This is a genomic window from Helicobacter pylori (assembly GCF_021062735.1).
GTDB lineage: Bacteria > Campylobacterota > Campylobacteria > Campylobacterales > Helicobacteraceae > Helicobacter > Helicobacter pylori_DN.
Map to the genome: position 1 here is coordinate 1 of NZ_JAHXLB010000016.1, position 18337 is coordinate 18337.

An 18337-nucleotide genomic window follows, 5' to 3' on the forward strand; every position below is an offset into this window, starting at 1 on the left:
CCCCCCCATAATTATAATTAAGAGAACTATTTTTATAAATACTCTTATTGCGTTCAATGAAACTTTCATTATTTAAATTTAAAGAAGCGATAGCTAAAAACACGCTTTCTTGATGGTCATGGTTGAATAAAGCTTTTTCTTGAAGAGAATGGAGTTTTTTAGCCTCTAACATTTCCTTAATTTCATGATTGATTTCATCATCAATGTTTTTGGCCCCTTTTAAACTGCAAACACATCTGACCACAAAAGGCATTCTCTCTTTAATAAAACCCTTGATTTTATTTTTTAACCCCATAAAAACTCCTAATTGAAATAAAACGCTATTAAAAGCAAAATCTCATTATACTACACTCCCGCTACATTTTTAAAACGCTCCCTAACTTCCTTATCTAACGCCAGCACTTCTTCTAAACTAGAGAGCTTGAAAGGCATTTTAGCGTATGATTCTAAGGCTTGAGAAATGGTTTTGATAAGGCCACCAAAAGCGATCTCTTGATTTAAAAACTTCTCCATTGCCACCTCATTGCTCGCATTCAGCACCACACCAAGCTTGGGGTTTTCTAGCAACAAATCTTTATAACGCCACAAAGTGTAGCGCTCCATGCTAATGGGTTCAAATTTAATCGCGCTTAAAGCGTATAGATCTAGTGGCTTGATAGACGCATTCAAAGAGGCCAACTTCGGATCGATCGCATAGCTTATGGGTAATTTCATGTCCGCGCTCGCTAAATGCGCGATGACAGAGTTATCTTCAAACTCCACCAAAGCATGCACGATAGAGCTTCTTTCAATCAGTGCATCAATCTTTAAAGACGCCCCAAAAAGCCAATAAGTTTCTAAAATTTCAAAAAGCTTATTGACCATGCTCGCTGAATCAATGGTGATTTTAGATCCCATGCTCCAATTAGGGTGCTTGAGCGCGTTTTGCGCGTTTTGAATAGGAATAAATTCTAAAGGCGTGTCCCTAAAAGCCCCCCCACTCGCGCTAATGATTAAAGATTTAGGCTTTAAAGTCTTGTTTTGCAACAACGCCCACAAACCAAAATGCTCGCTATCAATAGGCGTGATTTTGGAAATGTCTAATAAATGCCCCGCGCTCACCAAACTCTCTTTATTCGCTAGGGCTAGTTTTTTGTTCCTTTGTAAGCTTTTAAAGCTCGCTTTCAATCCTGCCACGCCCACAATAGCGTTAAGGACTAAATTGGAAACGCACTCCTCTATCATCGCATCAATGCCCTCTAGCCCTACAAACACTTTCGCACCCAAAGGCTCTAAATCATTCAAATCATTAGGATCTAAAATCGCTACTTTTTTGGGTTTGAAAACTTGGATTTGCTCATTGATTAAAGCGATATTTTTCCCACAGCTTAAGGCTTCTATTTCTACACCAAATTTTTTTGCGATTTTTAAGGCGTTTTTCCCAATAGAGCCGGTGCTTCCTAAAACAACCATTCAGTCCCCTAAAAACACCGCCGTTTCTTTCCAAACTTCTAAAAAATACAACAACGCATGCAAGCCTAAAGCCCCAAAAAGCATGGAATCCAATCGGTCTAAAACGCCCCCATGCCCGGGTAAAATCTTACCGCTATCTTTGATCCCAACTTTTCTTTTCAAATAGCTTTCATACAAATCCCCAAACACCGCCATAAGTGCGATTAAAAAACTAAATAGAAGCGCCATAAGAAAGCCCCCGCTCAATTTCCCCATGCCCACAAACGATCCTAAAACGCTCGCCAAAACAACGCCAATCAACGCACCCTCTAAGGTTTTATTTGGCGAAGTGGGCGTGAAAGAGGTTTTGCCTAAAAGCTTGCCTCCAAAAAACGCCCCCACATCGCTTGCAACCACCACGACTAAAAGCCAAATGATCGCTACTGCACCAAAATCCTTATAAACCCCAAAAAGCGCAAAAAACCCAACGCCCGGGTATAAAAAGGGTAAAATGGCTTCGCTATGGTGCGTTTTCTGATAAGCGATGATGCTAGCCATGACCATGGCACTAATAAGAGCGCATTCTATAGGGCGCCCGTTAAAATACGCCGCCACCCATGACAACACTAAAATGAGATACAAGCTAAAGCTCGCTTTAACTTGAAATAGTCTTAACGCTTCAGAAAACCCTACCGCATAAATCCCCCCTAAAACCGCCCAAAACAACAACAAATTGTCCGCATACAAAATCAAGCCTGCTACAACGATTAAAACAAACCCTGTAATGTAACGAGACTTTTCTTTAAATAACCCTTCTTTCACTTTTTTCCTTAATCAATTAAATATTAACGAAACCAAAAAATAGCTAAATGCACTAATCAAAACAACGCCCACCAAATTAAGCCACAAACCGGCTTTAATCATATCCGTTATTTTAACATACCCAGAGCCATAAGCTATCGCATTGGGTGGGGTGGCTACAGGGAGCATGAACGCGCAAGTCGCGCTCAAGGCTACAGGAATGGTCAATAACAAGCTCTGATGATTTTCATAACCCATGCCCACAGCAACCCCTCCAATCACCGGTAAAAACGCCGCAGCGGTGGCGGTGTTAGAAGTGATTTCGGTTAAAAAAATGACTATTAAAGTTACCATGGAAATAATGAATAAAATCGGTAAATGCGAAAAGCCAGAGACTAAATGCCCGATCCACAAACTCAACCCGGTTTTAGAAAATTGCGCGCTCAAGGCTAACCCGCCGCCAAATAAAAGCAACACATCCCAAGGGAGTTTTTTAGCAGCACCCCAATCAATGAGCCTATCGCCCTGATTATTAGCGGGCAAGATGAATAAAAGCGCAGAAACCCCCATAGCGATCACGGAATCAATTTTATCTATCTTAACACCCCAAGATTTTAAAATCGTATCTAAAAAAATCCACCCTAAAGACGCTAAAATAAAAATAACGCCCACAGAGATTTCCGCCCAACTCAAACGGCCTAATTTTTTTAACTCTGCCCTAATGACTTCCTTACCCCCTGGGATTTCTTTAATCTTTAAAGGGAAAATCGCATAAGTGAGCAAGAGCCACGCTAAAATGAGCATGATAAAGGCTAACGGTGTTCCAAACACCATCCACTGAGCGAAATCAATTTCAATATTGAAAGCGGTTTTCATATAGCCGGCTAATAAAGCGTTAGGCGGCGTGCCAATCAAAGTGCCTAAAGAGCCAATAGAAGCCGCATAAGCGATGCCAAGCATCAAGCAAATACTGAAATTCGTGCGATAGATAGTAGTCTTTTCTTGAATGACTTGGGTAATATCTTTGCCCTTATGCACGATATTGCCCATAATACCCCCATGCGCTTTGGTGATTTCTTCTTTTTGATAGAATGCATTAGAGGCGTTTTCTTTACCCACCAGTTTAGCGACTAATTGCAAAACGCTCATGCCAACAGGAAACATCATCACCGCCGTTGCGGTATTGCTCACCCACATAGACAAAAAGCCTGTAGCTATCATGAAACCTAAAATCAACCTCCTAGGACTTGTGCCTACTAATAAAATAATGCTTAAAGCGATGCGCGTGTGCAAATTCCATTTTTGCATGCTTAAAGCTAAAATAAACCCTCCCATAAAAAGAAAGATAATGGGCGATGCGTAAGAAGAGCTAATATGAGCGAATTGATCCACGCTAAAGACGCTAAAAAGCACCAAAGGTAAAAGCGCAGTTGCGGGCAAATCAATGGCTTCAGTCATCCACCATATCCCCATTAAAACAGCCACCCCCGCCACAACAGGCATCGCCTTATAATTTAAGGAACTGAGCTTGGGGATTTCTTCTACAATATGAGGCATTTGAGCGTTTAAAGCGTAATAGATGATAAGCGCGATTAACGCTCCCCCTATTAACCCCAACAAGCGCACGATCTTAGTGCTTTTATCATCGGTGTGCGTATCGGTATGCGTATTGGCATGCGAATGATTTTCCATTTTATTTTACCCTTTAAAATTACTAACCTACATGCTACAATAAAACTTTTTCAAAACTAAGATTTTAGAAAAATCATATCAAAATAGGAAAAAGAGTGGTAAAAGAAAGTGATATTTTAGTGGTTGGTGGGGGGCATGCAGGCATTGAAGCGAGCTTGATTGCGGCTAAAATGGGGGCTAGAGTGCATTTAATCACCATGCTCATAGACACGATCGGTTTAGCGAGCTGTAATCCGGCCATTGGGGGCTTGGGTAAAGGGCATTTGACTAAAGAAGTGGATATTTTAGGGGGGGCTATGGGGATTATTACGGATCATAGCGGTTTGCAATATCGTGTGTTAAACGCTTCTAAAGGACCGGCGGTTAGGGGGACTAGAGCACAAATTGATATGGATACTTACCGCATTTTGGCAAGAAACCTCGTTTTAAACACCCCTAATTTGAGCGTCTCTCAAGAAATGACCGAAAGTTTAATCCTTGAAAACGATGAGGTAGTGGGCGTAACTACGAACATTAACAACACTTACAGAGCTAAAAAAGTGATCATCACCACAGGCACTTTTTTAAAAGGGGTGGTGCATATTGGCGAGCACCAAAACCAAAACGGGCGCTTTGGGGAAAACGCTTCCAATTCTTTAGCCTTGAATTTAAGGGAGCTTGGCTTTAAGGTGGAAAGGTTAAAAACCGGCACTTGCCCAAGAGTGGCGGGTAATAGCATTGATTTTGAAGGCTTAGAAGAGCATTTTGGGGACACAAACCCTCCCTATTTCAGCTATAAAACCAAAGATTTTAACCCCACCCAACTCTCATGTTTTATCACTTACACTAACCCTATTACCCACCAAATCATTAGGGATAATTTCCACCGAGCCCCCCTATTTAGCGGCCAAATTGAAGGCATAGGCCCAAGGTATTGCCCTAGCATTGAAGATAAAATCAACCGCTTCAGCGAAAAAGAACGCCACCAGCTGTTTTTAGAGCCTCAAACCATTCACAAAAGCGAATATTATATCAACGGCTTAAGCACCTCTTTGCCCCTAGATGTGCAAGAAAAGGTCATTCATTCTATCAAAGGCTTAGAAAACGCCCTCATCACGCGTTATGGCTATGCGATAGAATATGATTTTATCCAGCCCACGGAATTGACCCACACTTTAGAAACCAAAAAAATCAAAGGGCTTTATTTGGCCGGGCAAATCAATGGGACTACCGGCTATGAAGAAGCGGCGGCTCAAGGGCTTATGGCTGGGATTAATGCGGTATTGGCTCTAAAGAATCAAGCCCCCTTTATTTTAAAGCGCAATGAAGCTTATATCGGCGTTTTGATTGATGATTTGGTTACTAAAGGCACGAATGAGCCTTACAGAATGTTTACTAGCCGTGCCGAATACCGCTTGCTTTTAAGAGAAGACAACACGCTTTTTAGGTTGGGCGAACATGCCTATAATTTAGGGCTTATGGAAGAAGATTTTTATAAGGGATTAAAAAAAGACCAACAAGCAATACAAGAAAACTTGAAACGCCTTAAAGAATGCGTCCTTACCCCTAGTAAAGAAGTGTTAAAACGCCTAAACGAATTAGATGAAAACCCTATCAATGACAAGGTTGATGGCGTTAGCCTTTTAGCACGCGATAGTTTTAATGCAGAAAAAATGCGCTCCTTTTTCAGCTTTTTAGCCCCCTTGAATGAGCGGGTTTTAGAGCAGATTAAAATTGAATGCAAGTATAATATTTATATTGAAAAGCAACACGAAAATATCGCTAAAATGGATAGCATGCTCAAAGTGTCTATCCCTAAAGATTTTGTGTTTAAAGGCATTCCAGGCCTTAGCTTAGAAGCGGTAGAAAAATTAGAAAAATTCCGCCCCAAAAGCCTTTTTGAAGCCTCAGAAATCAGTGGGATCACCCCGGCGAATTTAGACGTTTTGCATTTGTATATCCATTTGCGAAAAAACTCTTAAAGGATTTTTAATGAACGCTTTAGAAATCACCCAAAAACTCATCAGCTACCCCACCATTACGCCCAAAGAATGCGGTATTTTTGAATACATTAAATCGCTTTTTCCCACTTTTAAAACCCTAGAGTGTGAAAAAAATGGCGTGAAAAACCTTTTTTTATACCGCATTTTTAACCCCCCCAAAGATCATGCAGAAGAAAAGCATGCAAAAGAAAATATCAAGCCCTTGCATTTTTGCTTTGCAGGGCATATTGATGTCGTGCCTCCTGGAGATAATTGGCAAAGCGATCCCTTTAAACCCATCATTAAAGAGGGGTTTTTATACGGCCGTGGGGCGCAAGACATGAAAGGGGGCGTGGGGGCGTTTTTGAGCGCGAGTTTAAATTTTAACCCTAAAACCCCTTTTTTGCTTTCTATTTTACTCACGAGCGATGAAGAAGGGCCAGGGATTTTTGGCACAAAACTCATGCTAAAAAAACTCAAAGAAAAAGATTTGCTGCCCCATATGGCGATTGTGGCTGAACCCACTTGTGAAAAAGTCCTAGGCGATAGCATCAAAATTGGCCGAAGAGGCTCCATTAATGGCAAACTCATTTTAAAAGGCGTTCAAGGGCATGTGGCTTACCCGCAAAAATGCCAAAACCCTATTGATACGCTCGCTTCGGTTTTGCCCTTAATTTCAGGAGTCCATTTAGACAATGGTGATGAGTGTTTTGACCCTTCAAAATTAGTCATCACCAACTTGCATGCAGGGTTAGGGGCTAATAATGTGACTCCAGGGAGCGTAGAAATGATCTTTAATGCACGCCATTCTTTAAAAACCACCAAAGAAAGTTTGAAAGAATATTTAGAAAAGGTTTTAAAAGATTTGCCTCACACTTTAGAATTAGAATCAAGCAGTTCGCCTTTCATCACGGCTTCTCATTCAAAGCTTACTAGCGTTTTAAAAGAAAATATTTTAAAGACATGCCACACCACCCCCCTTTTAAACACCAAAGGCGGCACGAGCGATGCACGATTTTTTAGCGCTCACGGCATAGAAGTGGTGGAATTTGGCGTTATTAATGACAGGATCCATGCCGTTGATGAAAGAGTAAGCTTGAAGGAATTAGAGCTTTTAGAAAAGGTGTTTTTGGGGGTTTTAGAGGATTTGAGTGAGAAATGAATGGGGAGTTTTGGCGTAAAGGTTTTATTTTTAATACCAACGCCTTTTTCGCTGGCAAAAACCACCAAACCAACTCAAGCTTTAGCATGTGCTAGTATCCATTTATCATAGCCTTTATAGGAGTGGGGTCATGCTGACAAAATAACCAAAGCTTGCTACAATCTCTTCGCCCTTTTTGCGGTTTTTACATTTTTTCACCTTTTCAATATTAAAATTCTTAAGGGCTTTTACCAAGCCACTCTTAAAGGGGGTGGCTCAATCAAGCTTTTTAAAACAAACTCTTTTAAGCCCTATCTTTAGAAGTATCCCTTTTAGCATAGCAATTAGGCTCAAACAACACGCAGTTAAAAGAAAAATAATTTTTTTCTTCATCTCATCAATAAAGGTTCAATAAGGCTTCAATCGTCAATATTTGGTTACAATCATAAAGGATTACATTTTTTATAATAGGAAATATATCATGCTAGAAAGTGTTCGAAAAACCCTTTTTGGAGTCTTGTGTTTGGGCGCGTTGTGTTTGAGAGGGTTAATGGCAGAGCCAGACGCTAAAGAGCTTGTTAATTTAGGCATAGAGAGCGCAAAGAAGCAAGATTTCGCTCAAGCTAAAACGCATTTTGAAAAAGCGTGTGAGTTAAAAGAAGGTTTTGGGTGTGTTTTTTTAGGGGCGTTTTATGAAGAAGGGAAAGGAGTGGGAAAAGACTTGAAAAAAGCCATCCAATTTTACACTAAAGGTTGTGAATTAAATGATGGTTATGGGTGCCGCCTACTAGGAAATTTATACTACAACGGACAAGGCGTTTCTAAAGATGCCAAAAAAGCCTCACAATACTACTCTAAAGCTTGTGAATTAAACCATGCTGAAGGGTGTACGGTCTTAGGAAGCCTACACCATTATGGCGTAGGCACGCCTAAGGATTTAAGAAAGGCTCTTGATTTGTATGAAAAAGCTTGCGATTTAAAAGACAGCCCCGGGTGCATTAATGCAGGATACATGTATGGTGTAGCAAAAAATTTTAAGGAGGCTATCGTTCGTTACTCTAAAGCATGCGAGTTAAAAGATGGTAGGGGGTGTTATAATTTAGGGGTTATGCAATACAACGCCCAAGGCACAGCAAAAGACGAAAAGCAAGCGGTAGAAAACTTTAAAAAAGGTTGCAAATCAGGCGTTAAAGAAGCATGCGACGCTCTCAAGGAATTGAAAATAGAACTTTAATTTTAATGAAGTTAAGCTAAAGGCTGCGTTTAGCTGGCTTTTACGCTTTTTAATATTTTAAGGAAAGCATAAACCCTACAGAATAATCATTTTTAATGATCATAAAAAGCGTTTATCGCACCCATTCATTGCCGTTTTTAGATTGGTGTTTGAAAGATTTAAGCATTTTTATTCAAACCCTTAAAAAGGGTTTTTTCCTACAACGCTTTCAACAGCACGCTATTTAAACGCTCATTAAAACTTTTAGCGTCTTTTAAAGCCCCTTTTTCTAAAAGCTTCGCCCCATCATAAAGCAACCAGATAAAAGCACTCAACTGCTCTTTATCTTCGCATTTTAAGAGTTTTTGCAAAATCGCATGATTAGGGTTTAATTCTAAAGTTTTCTTGCTTTCAGGCACGCTTTGCCCCATTTGACGCATAAAATTAGCCATCATCGCATTTGGTTCATGGCCTATTAAAGCCACCGCTGAAGTGAGATGATTAGAAAGCTCTACGCCCTTAATCTCATCTTTAAGATTTTCTTCAAACGCTTTCATCAAATCTTTAAACTGATCTTTTACCTCATCATGGATTTCTTCCAAACCAAGCTCTTTCAAACTCTCGCTATGGCTAGCGTCTCTAAAAGGCGTTTTATCGTATTCATTCACGCCTGGCATCACAAACGCATCAATTTCATCGCTCAATAACAAAACGTCATAGCCTTTTTGAGCGTATTTTTCCAAAATGGGGGACGCTTTTAGTAAGTCTAAATTTTCGCCTAAAAGGTAGTAAATGCTTTTTTGATTTTCTTTTAAATTTTCTTTGTATTCTTTTAAAGAAATCAATTCTCCTTTGTCTTTAGAATAGAATCTCAACAATTCTAAAAGCTTTTCTTTGTTTTCAAAATCCCCATACAAGCCTTCTTTTAACACTTTCCCAAAAGGCTCATAGAATTTATGGTAATTCTTGTTATCCTTACTCAAGCGTTCAATCTCGCTTAAAATCTTTTTCACTGAAGCCGAACGGATATTGGCTAAAATCTTATTCTGCTGTAAGATTTCACGGCTCACATTCAAGGGCAAATCTTCGCTGTCAATCACGCCTTTAACAAACCTCAAATAAGACGGCAGCAATTCTTTGTCATCATCAGTGATAAACACCCTTTTAACATAAAGTTTGACCCCGCTTTTATAATCCACCCTAAACAAATCAAAGGGCGCTCTGCTAGGAATATAAAAAAGCGTTGTGTATTCTAAAGAGCCTTCCACTTTATTATGGATATAGCTCAAAGGCTCGCTGTTATCATGCGCAAACGATTGGTAAAACTCTTTGTAATCCTTGTCTTTCAACTCGCTCTTATTCATTTTCCATAAAGCGCTCGCTTGATTGATTTGCTCGCATTTTTCTTCTTTAACTTCTTTTTTGTTATCCCCTTCGCCCTCAAATTTCGTATCGGTGTAAGTTAGAAAAATAGGGAAAGGGATATGCTCAGAATACTTTTTAACAATGCCATCAATCTCCCAACGGCTCGCAAAATGAGAATCTTCATCTTTTAAAAAGAGGGTGATTTCTGTGCCTTGCTCCTCTTTGACGCATTCGCTGATTTCAAACTTGCCCTTACCATCGCTCACCCATGCATAAGCTTGCTCGCTGGTAACTTTTTTGGTTTGAACGACAATCTTACTCGCTACCATGAACGCCGAATAAAAGCCCACGCCAAACTGGCCAATCAGTGTGCTATCTTTTTTCTTATCCCCACTCAAAGCGCTTAAAAAACTCTTCGTGCCTGATTTAGCGATCGTGCCTAGATGCTCAATCAGATCGCTTTTATCCATGCCTATACCATTATCTTTAATCGTTAAGGTTTTTTTCTGGCTATCAAAACTCAAATGAATGCTAGGCGTGGTATTGAGCCCTTTTAATTTCTCATCGGTTAGCATCAAATAATTCAGCTTATCCAAAGCGTCGCTTGCGTTAGAAATCAACTCCCTTAAAAAAATCTCTTTATTAGAATACAAAGAGTGGATCATCAAATCCAAAAGCTGGTTGATTTCAGTTTGGAAGGTGTATTCTTGGTTAGACATTGAACTTTTTCCTTTAATAAAATTTTTAAGATTATACAATAAAAGCGCGCTTAAAAGGGGGATACTATGGCTTAAAAAATAACATAAAAGAATGTTTAATTTTTTAAAAACGATAACTCATAGAGCTCATCAAATAGCTTCTATTTTGAATGGTTTGAGCGAAATCAGGGTTGTAACCGCTTGTAAAAAACCCTACCTTATAACCCTTATGCATCGTGATTTGATAGCCATTAACCATTAGCATGAAATAGATATGTTTTTTAAGGTTATATTTAAAAGTAACCCCTAAGCTTTGCGCATCAGCCCTTGGGGAATAGGTCAATTTACCATACAATTGCACCAAAAGATTCTTAATGCTCTTCCCTATAAAAGCGTTAATGGTGATGGAATTAGCGTTGTAAAAATTGGAATAAGCGTCTTCATAAGGGGTGTCATCTTTAGTGTCGTAAAAAGGATCAATGGGTGAGCCGTTCCAGCCTAATTGAACGCTCGCGTTCCCAAAATTCTTATACACGCTCCAGCCAAAACGATAAGAGCGGAAATTCACTCTTTGAAACACAAACAAACTCGCGCTTTTTTTACCCACTAAAGCGGCTCTGTAATAATCTTTAGACAAATAATCGCTATAAAGGGGAAACCATGCGTAAAAAGTCGTTTGGATGCGCCAAAGAGATTTCCAATAAGACTTTGTGTCATGGGTGATTTCAAATCCAGGAGCGTTAAAATTCTTAGGGTAAAACCAAATAAAAGGCGCAACTCTAATGTATTTATTTTCATAAATAAGGTTGAAATTGTGCATGCCGTAGTTGATTTTTTGCTTGTAATTGACAGGAGTGTAAAAATCCCTAATGTATTGCTCATTGGCTAAAGCCCTCCCAAAGGTGCTAAACCACACTATCTTAAACTTTTTCCACCGGTAAAAAACCTCAAACCCTTGATTAAACCCGCTCAAAAACAAAGCTTTAGAGGGGTAACGCCCTAATTTAATCCCAAAAATGTCCTTATATTGATAATCTAAATACAAATTGTATAGCACATAAGGTCTGGCGTTTTGAGCCTTTTGTTCTCTGGTCCATTTTTCGCTATATTGCATCAAATAGCCCTCCCATCGCCCCATGTAATACCAGTTCGCTGGCTGAAACCCTGCCTTAGGATTGGCTTCATCAATCAAAAACTTCGTGGAATCATACGCTAACGCTCCTATTTCACCCCCCACCCCAAAACCCAATTTGTGGTTTTCAATCCCTTTAGGGAGCAAACTAACATCAATTTGCAAAGCCCCGGTAGTGGTTACATAACTCCCTGTAGGGTAAATCCCTTTTTTGGAATTGATGATTGATTGGTTCAAAGCGATGCGCGAAAACGATCCCACTCTAGCACTGATTTGATACTCAAAAGCACTGAGGAAAACCCCATGCAAAGCCAAAAACCCTAGCCAAACTTTTTGATTAAGCACCCTTTTATCAAACACCTTTTTATTGAAGTCTGATATTATGCCATAAAACAAACTCGCAAGTTATTCGCTCATTATAGTTTTGAAAAAAAAAAAAAAACGATAAAATGACAAAAATCCCCCTTTTTTAGCGGGTTCAATTTAAAGATTTAAGGATTATGCATGCAAGAGATTATCCCTATTGTGGTGGCTTTTGATAATAATTATTGCATCCCTGCTGGTGTGAGTTTGTATTCCATGCTAGCACACGCCAAACGAGAGAGAGAGAGAGAGAGTAAAACTCTTTTATCAAATCCATTGTTTGGTGGAGAATTTAAGCCTAGAAAATATAGCCAAATTAGAAGAAACGATCGCTCCTTTTAGCGCTTTTTCTAGCATAGAGTTTTTGGATATTACCGATAAAGAATTAGAACCACGCCACAATTATTACAAGCTTGACGCTTTAATAGCGAGTGAAATTAAAAAATTGTATTTAAAACTCAATGCTTTTTCGCAAAAACGCTTTTCTAAAATGATCATGTGCCGTTTCTTTTTCGCTTCCCTTTTCCCCCAATACGATAAGATGATCATGTTTGATGTGGACACTTTGTTTGTGAATGATATGAGCGAGAGCTTTTTTATCCCCCTTGAAACGCATTATTTTGGGGCTGTGAGGGAAAAAGATTTGATCGCTATGAACAGGAATTCGGCTAAGGATTTATACGAATTACGCCAAATGCACGCAAAAACTATCGGCGTTGCCAACGCTTTCCCTAATTTAGAAGAAGCGCAAATCCTTTTTGACAACTACTTTAACGCCGGGTTTTTAGCCTTAAATTTAAAATCATGGCGTGAAGAAAATCTGGAAAACCAATTGATTGCATTTTTCATTTTGAAAAATGAAAAACTTTTATTTAACGATCAAGATGCTTTGTGTTTTGTGTGCCGTAGGAGGATTTTAGAATTGCCTTATTCATACAACGCCCACCCTAGTTTCCTTGATACGCCCTCATTCCCTAGCGTTAAAGAAGCACGCATGCTGCATTTTTGGGGCGATAAACCCTGGAAACTCTTAAGCGTCATTGGCGCGAAAAAATGGCATGAAGCGTTGATCCAAACGCCTTTTAAAGACGCCTATTTCAACGCTCCCTTTTTAGATCACCTCTTTGAATCCTTTCAAAACATGGACAAAGAAATTAAAAACAAGGATAAAGAAATCCACTCTCTTAATCAAATCCTGTCTTTTTCAGACAAACGGCATTCTTTTGAATCTCTTCTGCCCAGGCTTTCTTCTAAACTCCTTATAGAATTTTTGCTTTTTAAAGCCAAACAAAAAGTGAAACGGTTAATTAAAAGGGTTTTTTAAACCCTTTTTAACTAATGCGAGCAGGCATGCGTTTGTGTGGGCTGGATGTCCTTGTTATCGGCTAATTTTTCCCTTTCCACCTTATCTAAAAAAGCACTCAAATCCTTTGCCATTTTTTCAAAAATCTTAGCGCTCACGCTACTAGGGTGAGAAATCACAATCGGTTCACCCCTATCCCCCCCTAAACGCACTTTAGGCTCTAAAGGGAGCTTGGCTAAAATCTGCGTGTTATAAGCCTCTAATAATTCACTCATGGAATTTGAGCCAAAAATCTCGCTCTCTTTCTTGCAATGCTCGCACACAAAACTCCCCATATTTTCTACAATGCCTGCAATAGGAATGTGCAATTTCTTAAACATGTCCAAACTCCGTTTAGCGTCATCTAAACTCACTATTTGAGGAGTCGTAACGGTGATTCCTGCGCTCAAAGGCACGGCTTGGGCTAGCGTGAGCTGCGCATCGCCTGTTCCTGGGGGCATATCCACCACCAACACATCTAAATCCCCCCAAATAATATCGCTTAGCATCTGCTCAATCGCTCGCATAAGCATGGGCCCTCTCCAAATGAGACTCTGCCCTTCATCATACAAAAGCCCCATGCTCATCACAGAAACGCCAAAAGCTTTTAAAGGAATGAGTTTTTTACCGCTAGGATCCATGATCACATCAGCGTTTTGCAAGCCCATCATTCTAGGGATATTAGGGCCATACACATCAGCGTCTAGTAGCCCCACTTTTTGGTTTAAATTCGCTAAAGCGATGCTTAAATTCACGCTGGTGGTGCTTTTACCCACACCGCCCTTACCTGAGCTTATCATGACCACATGCTTGATATTTTTAGCCAGATTTTTAGTGGCGGGCTTTGGGGCTTGCGGTTTAGGTGGGGTTTTAATATCCAAATTCAAAGCTTTCACGCCCTTTTCTTGCATCGCTTTGGAGATATTTTCCCTTAAAATTGCGCTCGTTTCTTCAGAGCTTGAGGGGATTTCTATTAAAAGCCCTAATTGATCGTCATGCAAGGTGATGTTTTTAACAAAACCAAAGCTGACAATATCCTTTTCAAAATTAGGGTAAATAATCGTTTTTAACGCGTTTAAGACATCTTCTTGGGTGAGCATTTTAATCCTTAAAATGATAGTATTTGAATTTTCTTTATAGCATGTTTTGTTTAATTTTGCATTATAAATTAAATTTGCGTTTTTAAAAAAGGATAGGGCATGGAATTTTATAAGCGTGTTTTGAAATTGCACCAATTTAGGAATTTGGGTAAAAACTTGCCTGCAGAATTGCTTTTAAATTCAAGTTTTGAAAAACATGGGGGGTTGGTGGTTTTAGTGGGGGAAAACAATGTGGGTAAGAGCAATGTTTTAGAAGCTTTGAAGGCGTTTAATGATACAGACATCAAACTCTGTAATGAGAATGATTATTTCAAAGCCCATGAATCTGAAGACGCCGTTTTGAGCCTAGAAGAAGAAACAATCCTTGATCATAAAATCACAGGCTTTTCTTGCGTGGATTTGAAGATCCAAACTAAAGAAATTAGCGAAGGATTAAAGGAATTATCAAAAACGCTGATCAGCTATCCTTTTGAAAAACATGTAGAAGCTTTAAGCGAACAATGCAGCAACAGCGTTTATATTCCCACTAACAATAACGACTATTCAAATATTTGCACTTTTGTTAATAATTTTATAAATCTTATAGCTTCTTACAATTCATTAGAATCATTTTTACATTTTTACAAAGAAAAATTAAAATTGAGCGAGCTTGTAACCAAATATGCCGATGCAACCAACAATCTGCTTTTCAAAGAATTAATCAAACATGTAAGCGGTAATAGCGAATGGATTAAAAATTTTTGTCAGTGCATCAAAGAAATCATAAAGCGCAATACGCCTAATAAAAAATACAACACAGATGAATTTTTTATCATGGGGAAACACAAACAAAACCAATTAGAAAAAATTTATTCTTGTTTTAAAAAACTTAGTGAAGGTGAAATCAAACCACAAAATGAAGACATCTTAAAAAAGCTAAAAAGTTTAGATGAAATTTTTAAGACTACCGACTTTACAAAATTCACACCAGAAACTGAAGTGAAGGACATTATTAAAGAAATAGATGAAAAATACCCTATCAATGAAAATTTTAAACAGCAATTTAGAACATTCCGGTTAAATATAGGCAACCTTAAAAAGAAAATTAAAAATTCTTTAAAATACCTTGAAAAAACAAGAGAGGATTTTGAGCGAAAAAAAGAGCGATTGATCCGAGAAATTGAAAATGACTGCAAAAATCAAAAAGTGCTAAAGTTTAATTATGATGTTTTGCTGGATAATATTGAACAAATATGCAAAAAATATATAGCAAGTCATGCCGTTAATGATGCGTCTAAAGATATGAAATCCATGATGTGCCAATTTTATTTGAAACAGATAGATTTATTAGTCAATTCAGAAATCGAACAATACAGATACAATGATTTTCTTGAATCAGCAAGAATATCTCTTTGGGAGAGTATAAAAACTTTAGATGAAACAAGCAACGCTCGTTTGTTCCCTAAAAATATTGGTGAAATCAAAGATAAATTTGAAGCAAACAAGGAAAAAGTCAAACAAAGCAAAAACTATTTTGAGTTCGCAGAATATTGCCGAGAGTGTAACCCTTATACAGCGTTTCAGGGTTTAAGAAACAGAGTTAATTTCCCCTTGAAGGATTATTCATTGGATGAATTTGTGCCAAATATGAGAGAATGTAAAGACTTAAAAATTACAGATAGTGATCTTAAGATCAAACCACTTGAGGATTTTCATTCTCAATTTTTTGCGCATTGCTTCTTTCAATCATTATTTAATAAAATAGATTTTAATCCTACTATAATTTGGCATAGTTTAGAAACTAAGCGAACATTACAAATAAAATTTGATAAGAATAATGATTTAGAAGTTTATTTTGGTTTTGATAAATCGTTTATTATCCCTAAAAAATACTTGCAAGAAATCAACCAGGAATTGTTAAAAGAGATCAGGCGATCAGATTATCCTTTTCCAAAGTGTGAGTATCATAGCGATAACGATATGGTGCAACTCACATTTTCTAAAGATGATGCATCTCCTTTGATGGTTGAAGTAAGTCTTGTAGAAATTTTAGAACACAACATGCAATTAAAAATAGATTCTTCAATCGCAAAAGAATTTAATGAGCTTTTAGCGATCGCTGAAGATAGTTCTCAAGATAGTTACCAATTGAAAATTCGTGTCCGACATAACAATAAGCTTCCTAGAGAGAAATATACGGCATTATGAAATAAAACTTGAAATTCATGATTGCAGAAAATCTGATAATCAAAATGAGCCAATCATCTTAAGCCAGCAAAGCACCGGCTTCCAATGGGCGTTTAATTTCATGTTTGGTTTTCTCTACAATGTGGGATCAAATTTTAGTTTTAACAAGAATATTATCTATGTCATGGACGAGCCAGCTACACACTTGAGCGTGCCAGCCAGGAAGGAGTTTAGGAAATTTTTAAAAGAATACGCTCATAAAAATCATGTTACTTTTGTTGTAGCCACCCATGACCCCTTTTTGGTGGATACGGATCATTTAGATGAAATAAGGATTGTGGAAAAAGAAACAGAAGGCTCTGTAATTAAGAATCACTTTAACTATCCCCTAGACGATGCGGGCAGAAACTCCGACGCTCTTGATAAAATCAAACGCTCTTTAGGGGTGGGTCAGCATGTTTTTCACAACCCAAAAAAACACCGAATCATCTTTGTAGAAGGTATCACCGATTATTGTTATTTGAGCGCTTTTAAATTGTATTTGTGTTACAAAGAATACAAAGACAACCCCATTCCTTTCACTTTCTTACCCATTTCAGGGCTTAAAAACAATCCAAACGATATGAAAGAAACCATTCAAAAACTTTGCGAGTTAGACAACAACCCTATTGTTTTGACAGATGATGACAGAAAGTGCGATTTTGACCAAAACGCAACGAGCGAACGATTTAAAAAAGCTAATGAAGAAATGCATGATCTCATCACAATCCTACAACTCTCAGACTGCGATAGGCATTTCAAACAAATTGAAGATTGTTTCAGCGCAAACGATAGAAAAAAATACGCCAAAAACAAGCACATGGAATTGGCCATGGCGTTCAAAACAAGGCTTTTGTATGGCGAAAAAGACGATGTAATGAGCGAAGAAACAAAAGAGAATTTTAAAAAATTGTTTGAGTGGATAAAAAAAGAGTGCAATAACCCAACGATTAAAAAAGAATATATCAAATTTGATTATAATACCCCACAAATATTATAAAGTGAAAGGATTTTGATGTTTAAAAAAATGTGTTTAAGCCTGCTGATGATAAGCGGTGTTTGTGTGGGGGCAAAGGATTTGGATTTCAAGCTGGATTATCGCGCGACTGGGGGGAAACTCATGGGGAAAATGACGGACTCTAGTCTTTTAAGCATCACTTCCATGAACGACGAACCGGTGGTGATTAAAAACCTTATTGTCAATAGGGGAAATTCATGCAAAGCGACTAAAAAAGTAGAACCCAAATTGGGCGATAAGTTTAAAAAAGAAAAACTCTTTGATCATGAATTAAAGTATTCGCAACAGATATTTTACCGCTTGGATTGCAAGCCTAACCAATTGTTAGAAGTTAAAATCATCACGGACAAGGGCGAGTATTACCATAAATTTTCCAAATAAAATTTGGTTTTTGTTCTAATGGGGTGTTGGTAATGAAGTTTAAAAATGCTAAAAACTTTTTTAATATCAAAAAGTTTGTTTAGCAAGCGGTAATTTCTTGTAATGCGGTATTATGGGGTTAGGGGGGATTTAGTTGGGGTGGTTAAAGGGATATTAAAGCGCAAAATATCCCCCTATCCCTTTAAAAGTTTGCCATAAAATAAAGCAACCAAAGCCCCCTTTTTTAAAAAAACAGACTAAAGAATATTAATTTCTATATTAGGTTCTCAATTGGTTGTTGGTTGAGTTTTTGGTTGAGACGCTACTAATCATTGGAAGAATTGGGTTCAAAAAAAATATAAAAAATAACAAAAGGATGAGTATAACCGACTATTATAATAGTCAGTTATTTATCTTATAAAATTAAAGAAAGTTATATAACCTAGCTCAGATAAGATAAATATTAAAGCGATAACTGGTCCAATTATATAAGGAAAAAATATCATTATAGTAAC

Annotated in this window: 12 protein-coding genes and 2 pseudogenes; 7 read left to right on the top strand and 7 right to left on the bottom strand. The window is 38.0% G+C overall.

Features of this window, described 5'->3' with window-relative positions:
- From KX581_RS06925 to KX581_RS06940, 4 genes are all read right to left on the bottom strand, one after another.
- Positions 1-295: beta-1,4-N-acetylgalactosaminyltransferase (locus tag KX581_RS06925; RefSeq protein WP_231175947.1), on the bottom strand; the 295-nt coding region annotated here is incomplete at its 3' end.
- Between the two features lie 50 nt (positions 296-345).
- On the bottom strand, positions 346-1452 hold the full coding sequence (gene dxr / locus KX581_RS06930) for a 1-deoxy-D-xylulose-5-phosphate reductoisomerase (protein WP_231175948.1): 1107 nt from the start codon (positions 1450-1452) through the stop codon (positions 346-348).
- Positions 1453-2253: a phosphatidate cytidylyltransferase gene (locus tag KX581_RS06935; RefSeq protein ID WP_231175949.1), complete on the bottom strand. Its 801-nt coding sequence runs from the start codon at positions 2251-2253 to the stop codon at positions 1453-1455.
- Positions 2254-2265: 12 nt separating this feature from the next.
- On the bottom strand, positions 2266-3924 hold the full coding sequence (locus KX581_RS06940; protein WP_231175950.1) for an SLC13 family permease: 1659 nt from the start codon (positions 3922-3924) through the stop codon (positions 2266-2268).
- 95 nt (positions 3925-4019) lie between these two features.
- Between KX581_RS06940 and mnmG the strand changes: the two genes are divergently transcribed.
- The 3 genes from mnmG (at position 4020) to hcpA (ending at position 8260) form a co-directional block, all read left to right on the top strand.
- Positions 4020-5885 carry a tRNA uridine-5-carboxymethylaminomethyl(34) synthesis enzyme MnmG gene (mnmG, locus tag KX581_RS06945; protein ID WP_231175951.1) on the top strand — a complete coding sequence of 622 codons (1866 nt, stop codon included), beginning with the start codon at positions 4020-4022 and terminating at the stop codon, positions 5883-5885.
- A gap of 10 nt (positions 5886-5895) precedes the next feature.
- The gene (dapE, locus tag KX581_RS06950) at positions 5896-7047 is read left to right on the top strand and encodes a succinyl-diaminopimelate desuccinylase (RefSeq protein WP_231175952.1); all 1152 of its coding nucleotides are present in this window, start codon (positions 5896-5898) and stop codon (positions 7045-7047) included.
- Between the two features lie 460 nt (positions 7048-7507).
- On the top strand, positions 7508-8260 hold the full coding sequence (gene hcpA / locus KX581_RS06955) for a Sel1-like repeat protein HcpA (RefSeq protein ID WP_220904900.1): 753 nt from the start codon (positions 7508-7510) through the stop codon (positions 8258-8260).
- A 197-nt stretch (positions 8261-8457) separates the two neighbouring features.
- On the opposite strand, the gene htpG is transcribed toward hcpA, so the two are convergent.
- Together htpG and hofA are read right to left on the bottom strand one after the other, a co-directional pair.
- Positions 8458-10323, bottom strand: coding sequence for a molecular chaperone HtpG (htpG, locus tag KX581_RS06960; RefSeq protein ID WP_231175953.1), 1866 nt, complete (start codon positions 10321-10323; stop codon positions 8458-8460).
- Between the two features lie 103 nt (positions 10324-10426).
- Positions 10427-11779, bottom strand: a complete 1353-nt coding sequence (gene hofA / locus KX581_RS06965; RefSeq protein ID WP_231175954.1) for an outer membrane beta-barrel protein HofA — start codon at positions 11777-11779, stop codon at positions 10427-10429.
- A 159-nt stretch (positions 11780-11938) separates the two neighbouring features.
- On the opposite strand from hofA, the pseudogene KX581_RS08360 reads away from it, so the two are divergent.
- Positions 11939-12094: pseudogene (locus KX581_RS08360) on the top strand (glycosyltransferase family 8 protein); the annotation flags it as partial.
- Positions 12081-13121 carry a glycosyltransferase family 8 protein gene (locus KX581_RS06970; protein ID WP_331273837.1) on the top strand — a complete coding sequence of 347 codons (1041 nt, stop codon included), beginning with the start codon at positions 12081-12083 and terminating at the stop codon, positions 13119-13121. The pseudogene KX581_RS08360 and the gene KX581_RS06970, both read left to right, overlap by 14 nt.
- A gap of 11 nt (positions 13122-13132) precedes the next feature.
- On the opposite strand, the gene KX581_RS06975 is transcribed toward KX581_RS06970, so the two are convergent.
- On the bottom strand, positions 13133-14374 hold the full coding sequence (locus KX581_RS06975; RefSeq protein ID WP_231175955.1) for an Mrp/NBP35 family ATP-binding protein: 1242 nt from the start codon (positions 14372-14374) through the stop codon (positions 13133-13135).
- On the opposite strand from KX581_RS06975, the pseudogene KX581_RS06980 reads away from it, so the two are divergent.
- Together KX581_RS06980 and KX581_RS06985 are read left to right on the top strand one after the other, a co-directional pair.
- Positions 14339-17444, top strand: a pseudogene (locus KX581_RS06980) (AAA family ATPase). The gene KX581_RS06975 and the pseudogene KX581_RS06980 sit on opposite strands and share 36 nt — an antisense overlap.
- 15 nt (positions 17445-17459) lie before the next feature.
- Entirely contained in the window at positions 17460-17843 is a 384-nt protein-coding gene (locus KX581_RS06985; RefSeq protein WP_231175956.1) for a hypothetical protein, read from the top strand.
- Positions 17844-18337 lie beyond the last annotated feature (494 nt).

Bases quoted from the DNA above. Each gene is read 5' to 3' on its own strand.
- hcpA (WP_220904900.1), top strand. From the start codon at position 7,508: ATGCTAGAAAGTGTTCGAAAAACCCTTTTTGGAGTCTTGTGTTTGGGC.
- dapE (WP_231175952.1), top strand. From the start codon at position 5,896: ATGAACGCTTTAGAAATCACCCAAAAACTCATCAGCTACCCCACCATT.
- dxr (WP_231175948.1), bottom strand. From the start codon at position 1,452: ATGGTTGTTTTAGGAAGCACCGGCTCTATTGGGAAAAACGCCTTAAAA.
- htpG (WP_231175953.1), bottom strand. From the start codon at position 10,323: ATGTCTAACCAAGAATACACCTTCCAAACTGAAATCAACCAGCTTTTG.
- KX581_RS06940 (WP_231175950.1), bottom strand. From the start codon at position 3,924: ATGGAAAATCATTCGCATGCCAATACGCATACCGATACGCACACCGAT.
- KX581_RS06985 (WP_231175956.1), top strand. From the start codon at position 17,460: ATGTTTAAAAAAATGTGTTTAAGCCTGCTGATGATAAGCGGTGTTTGT.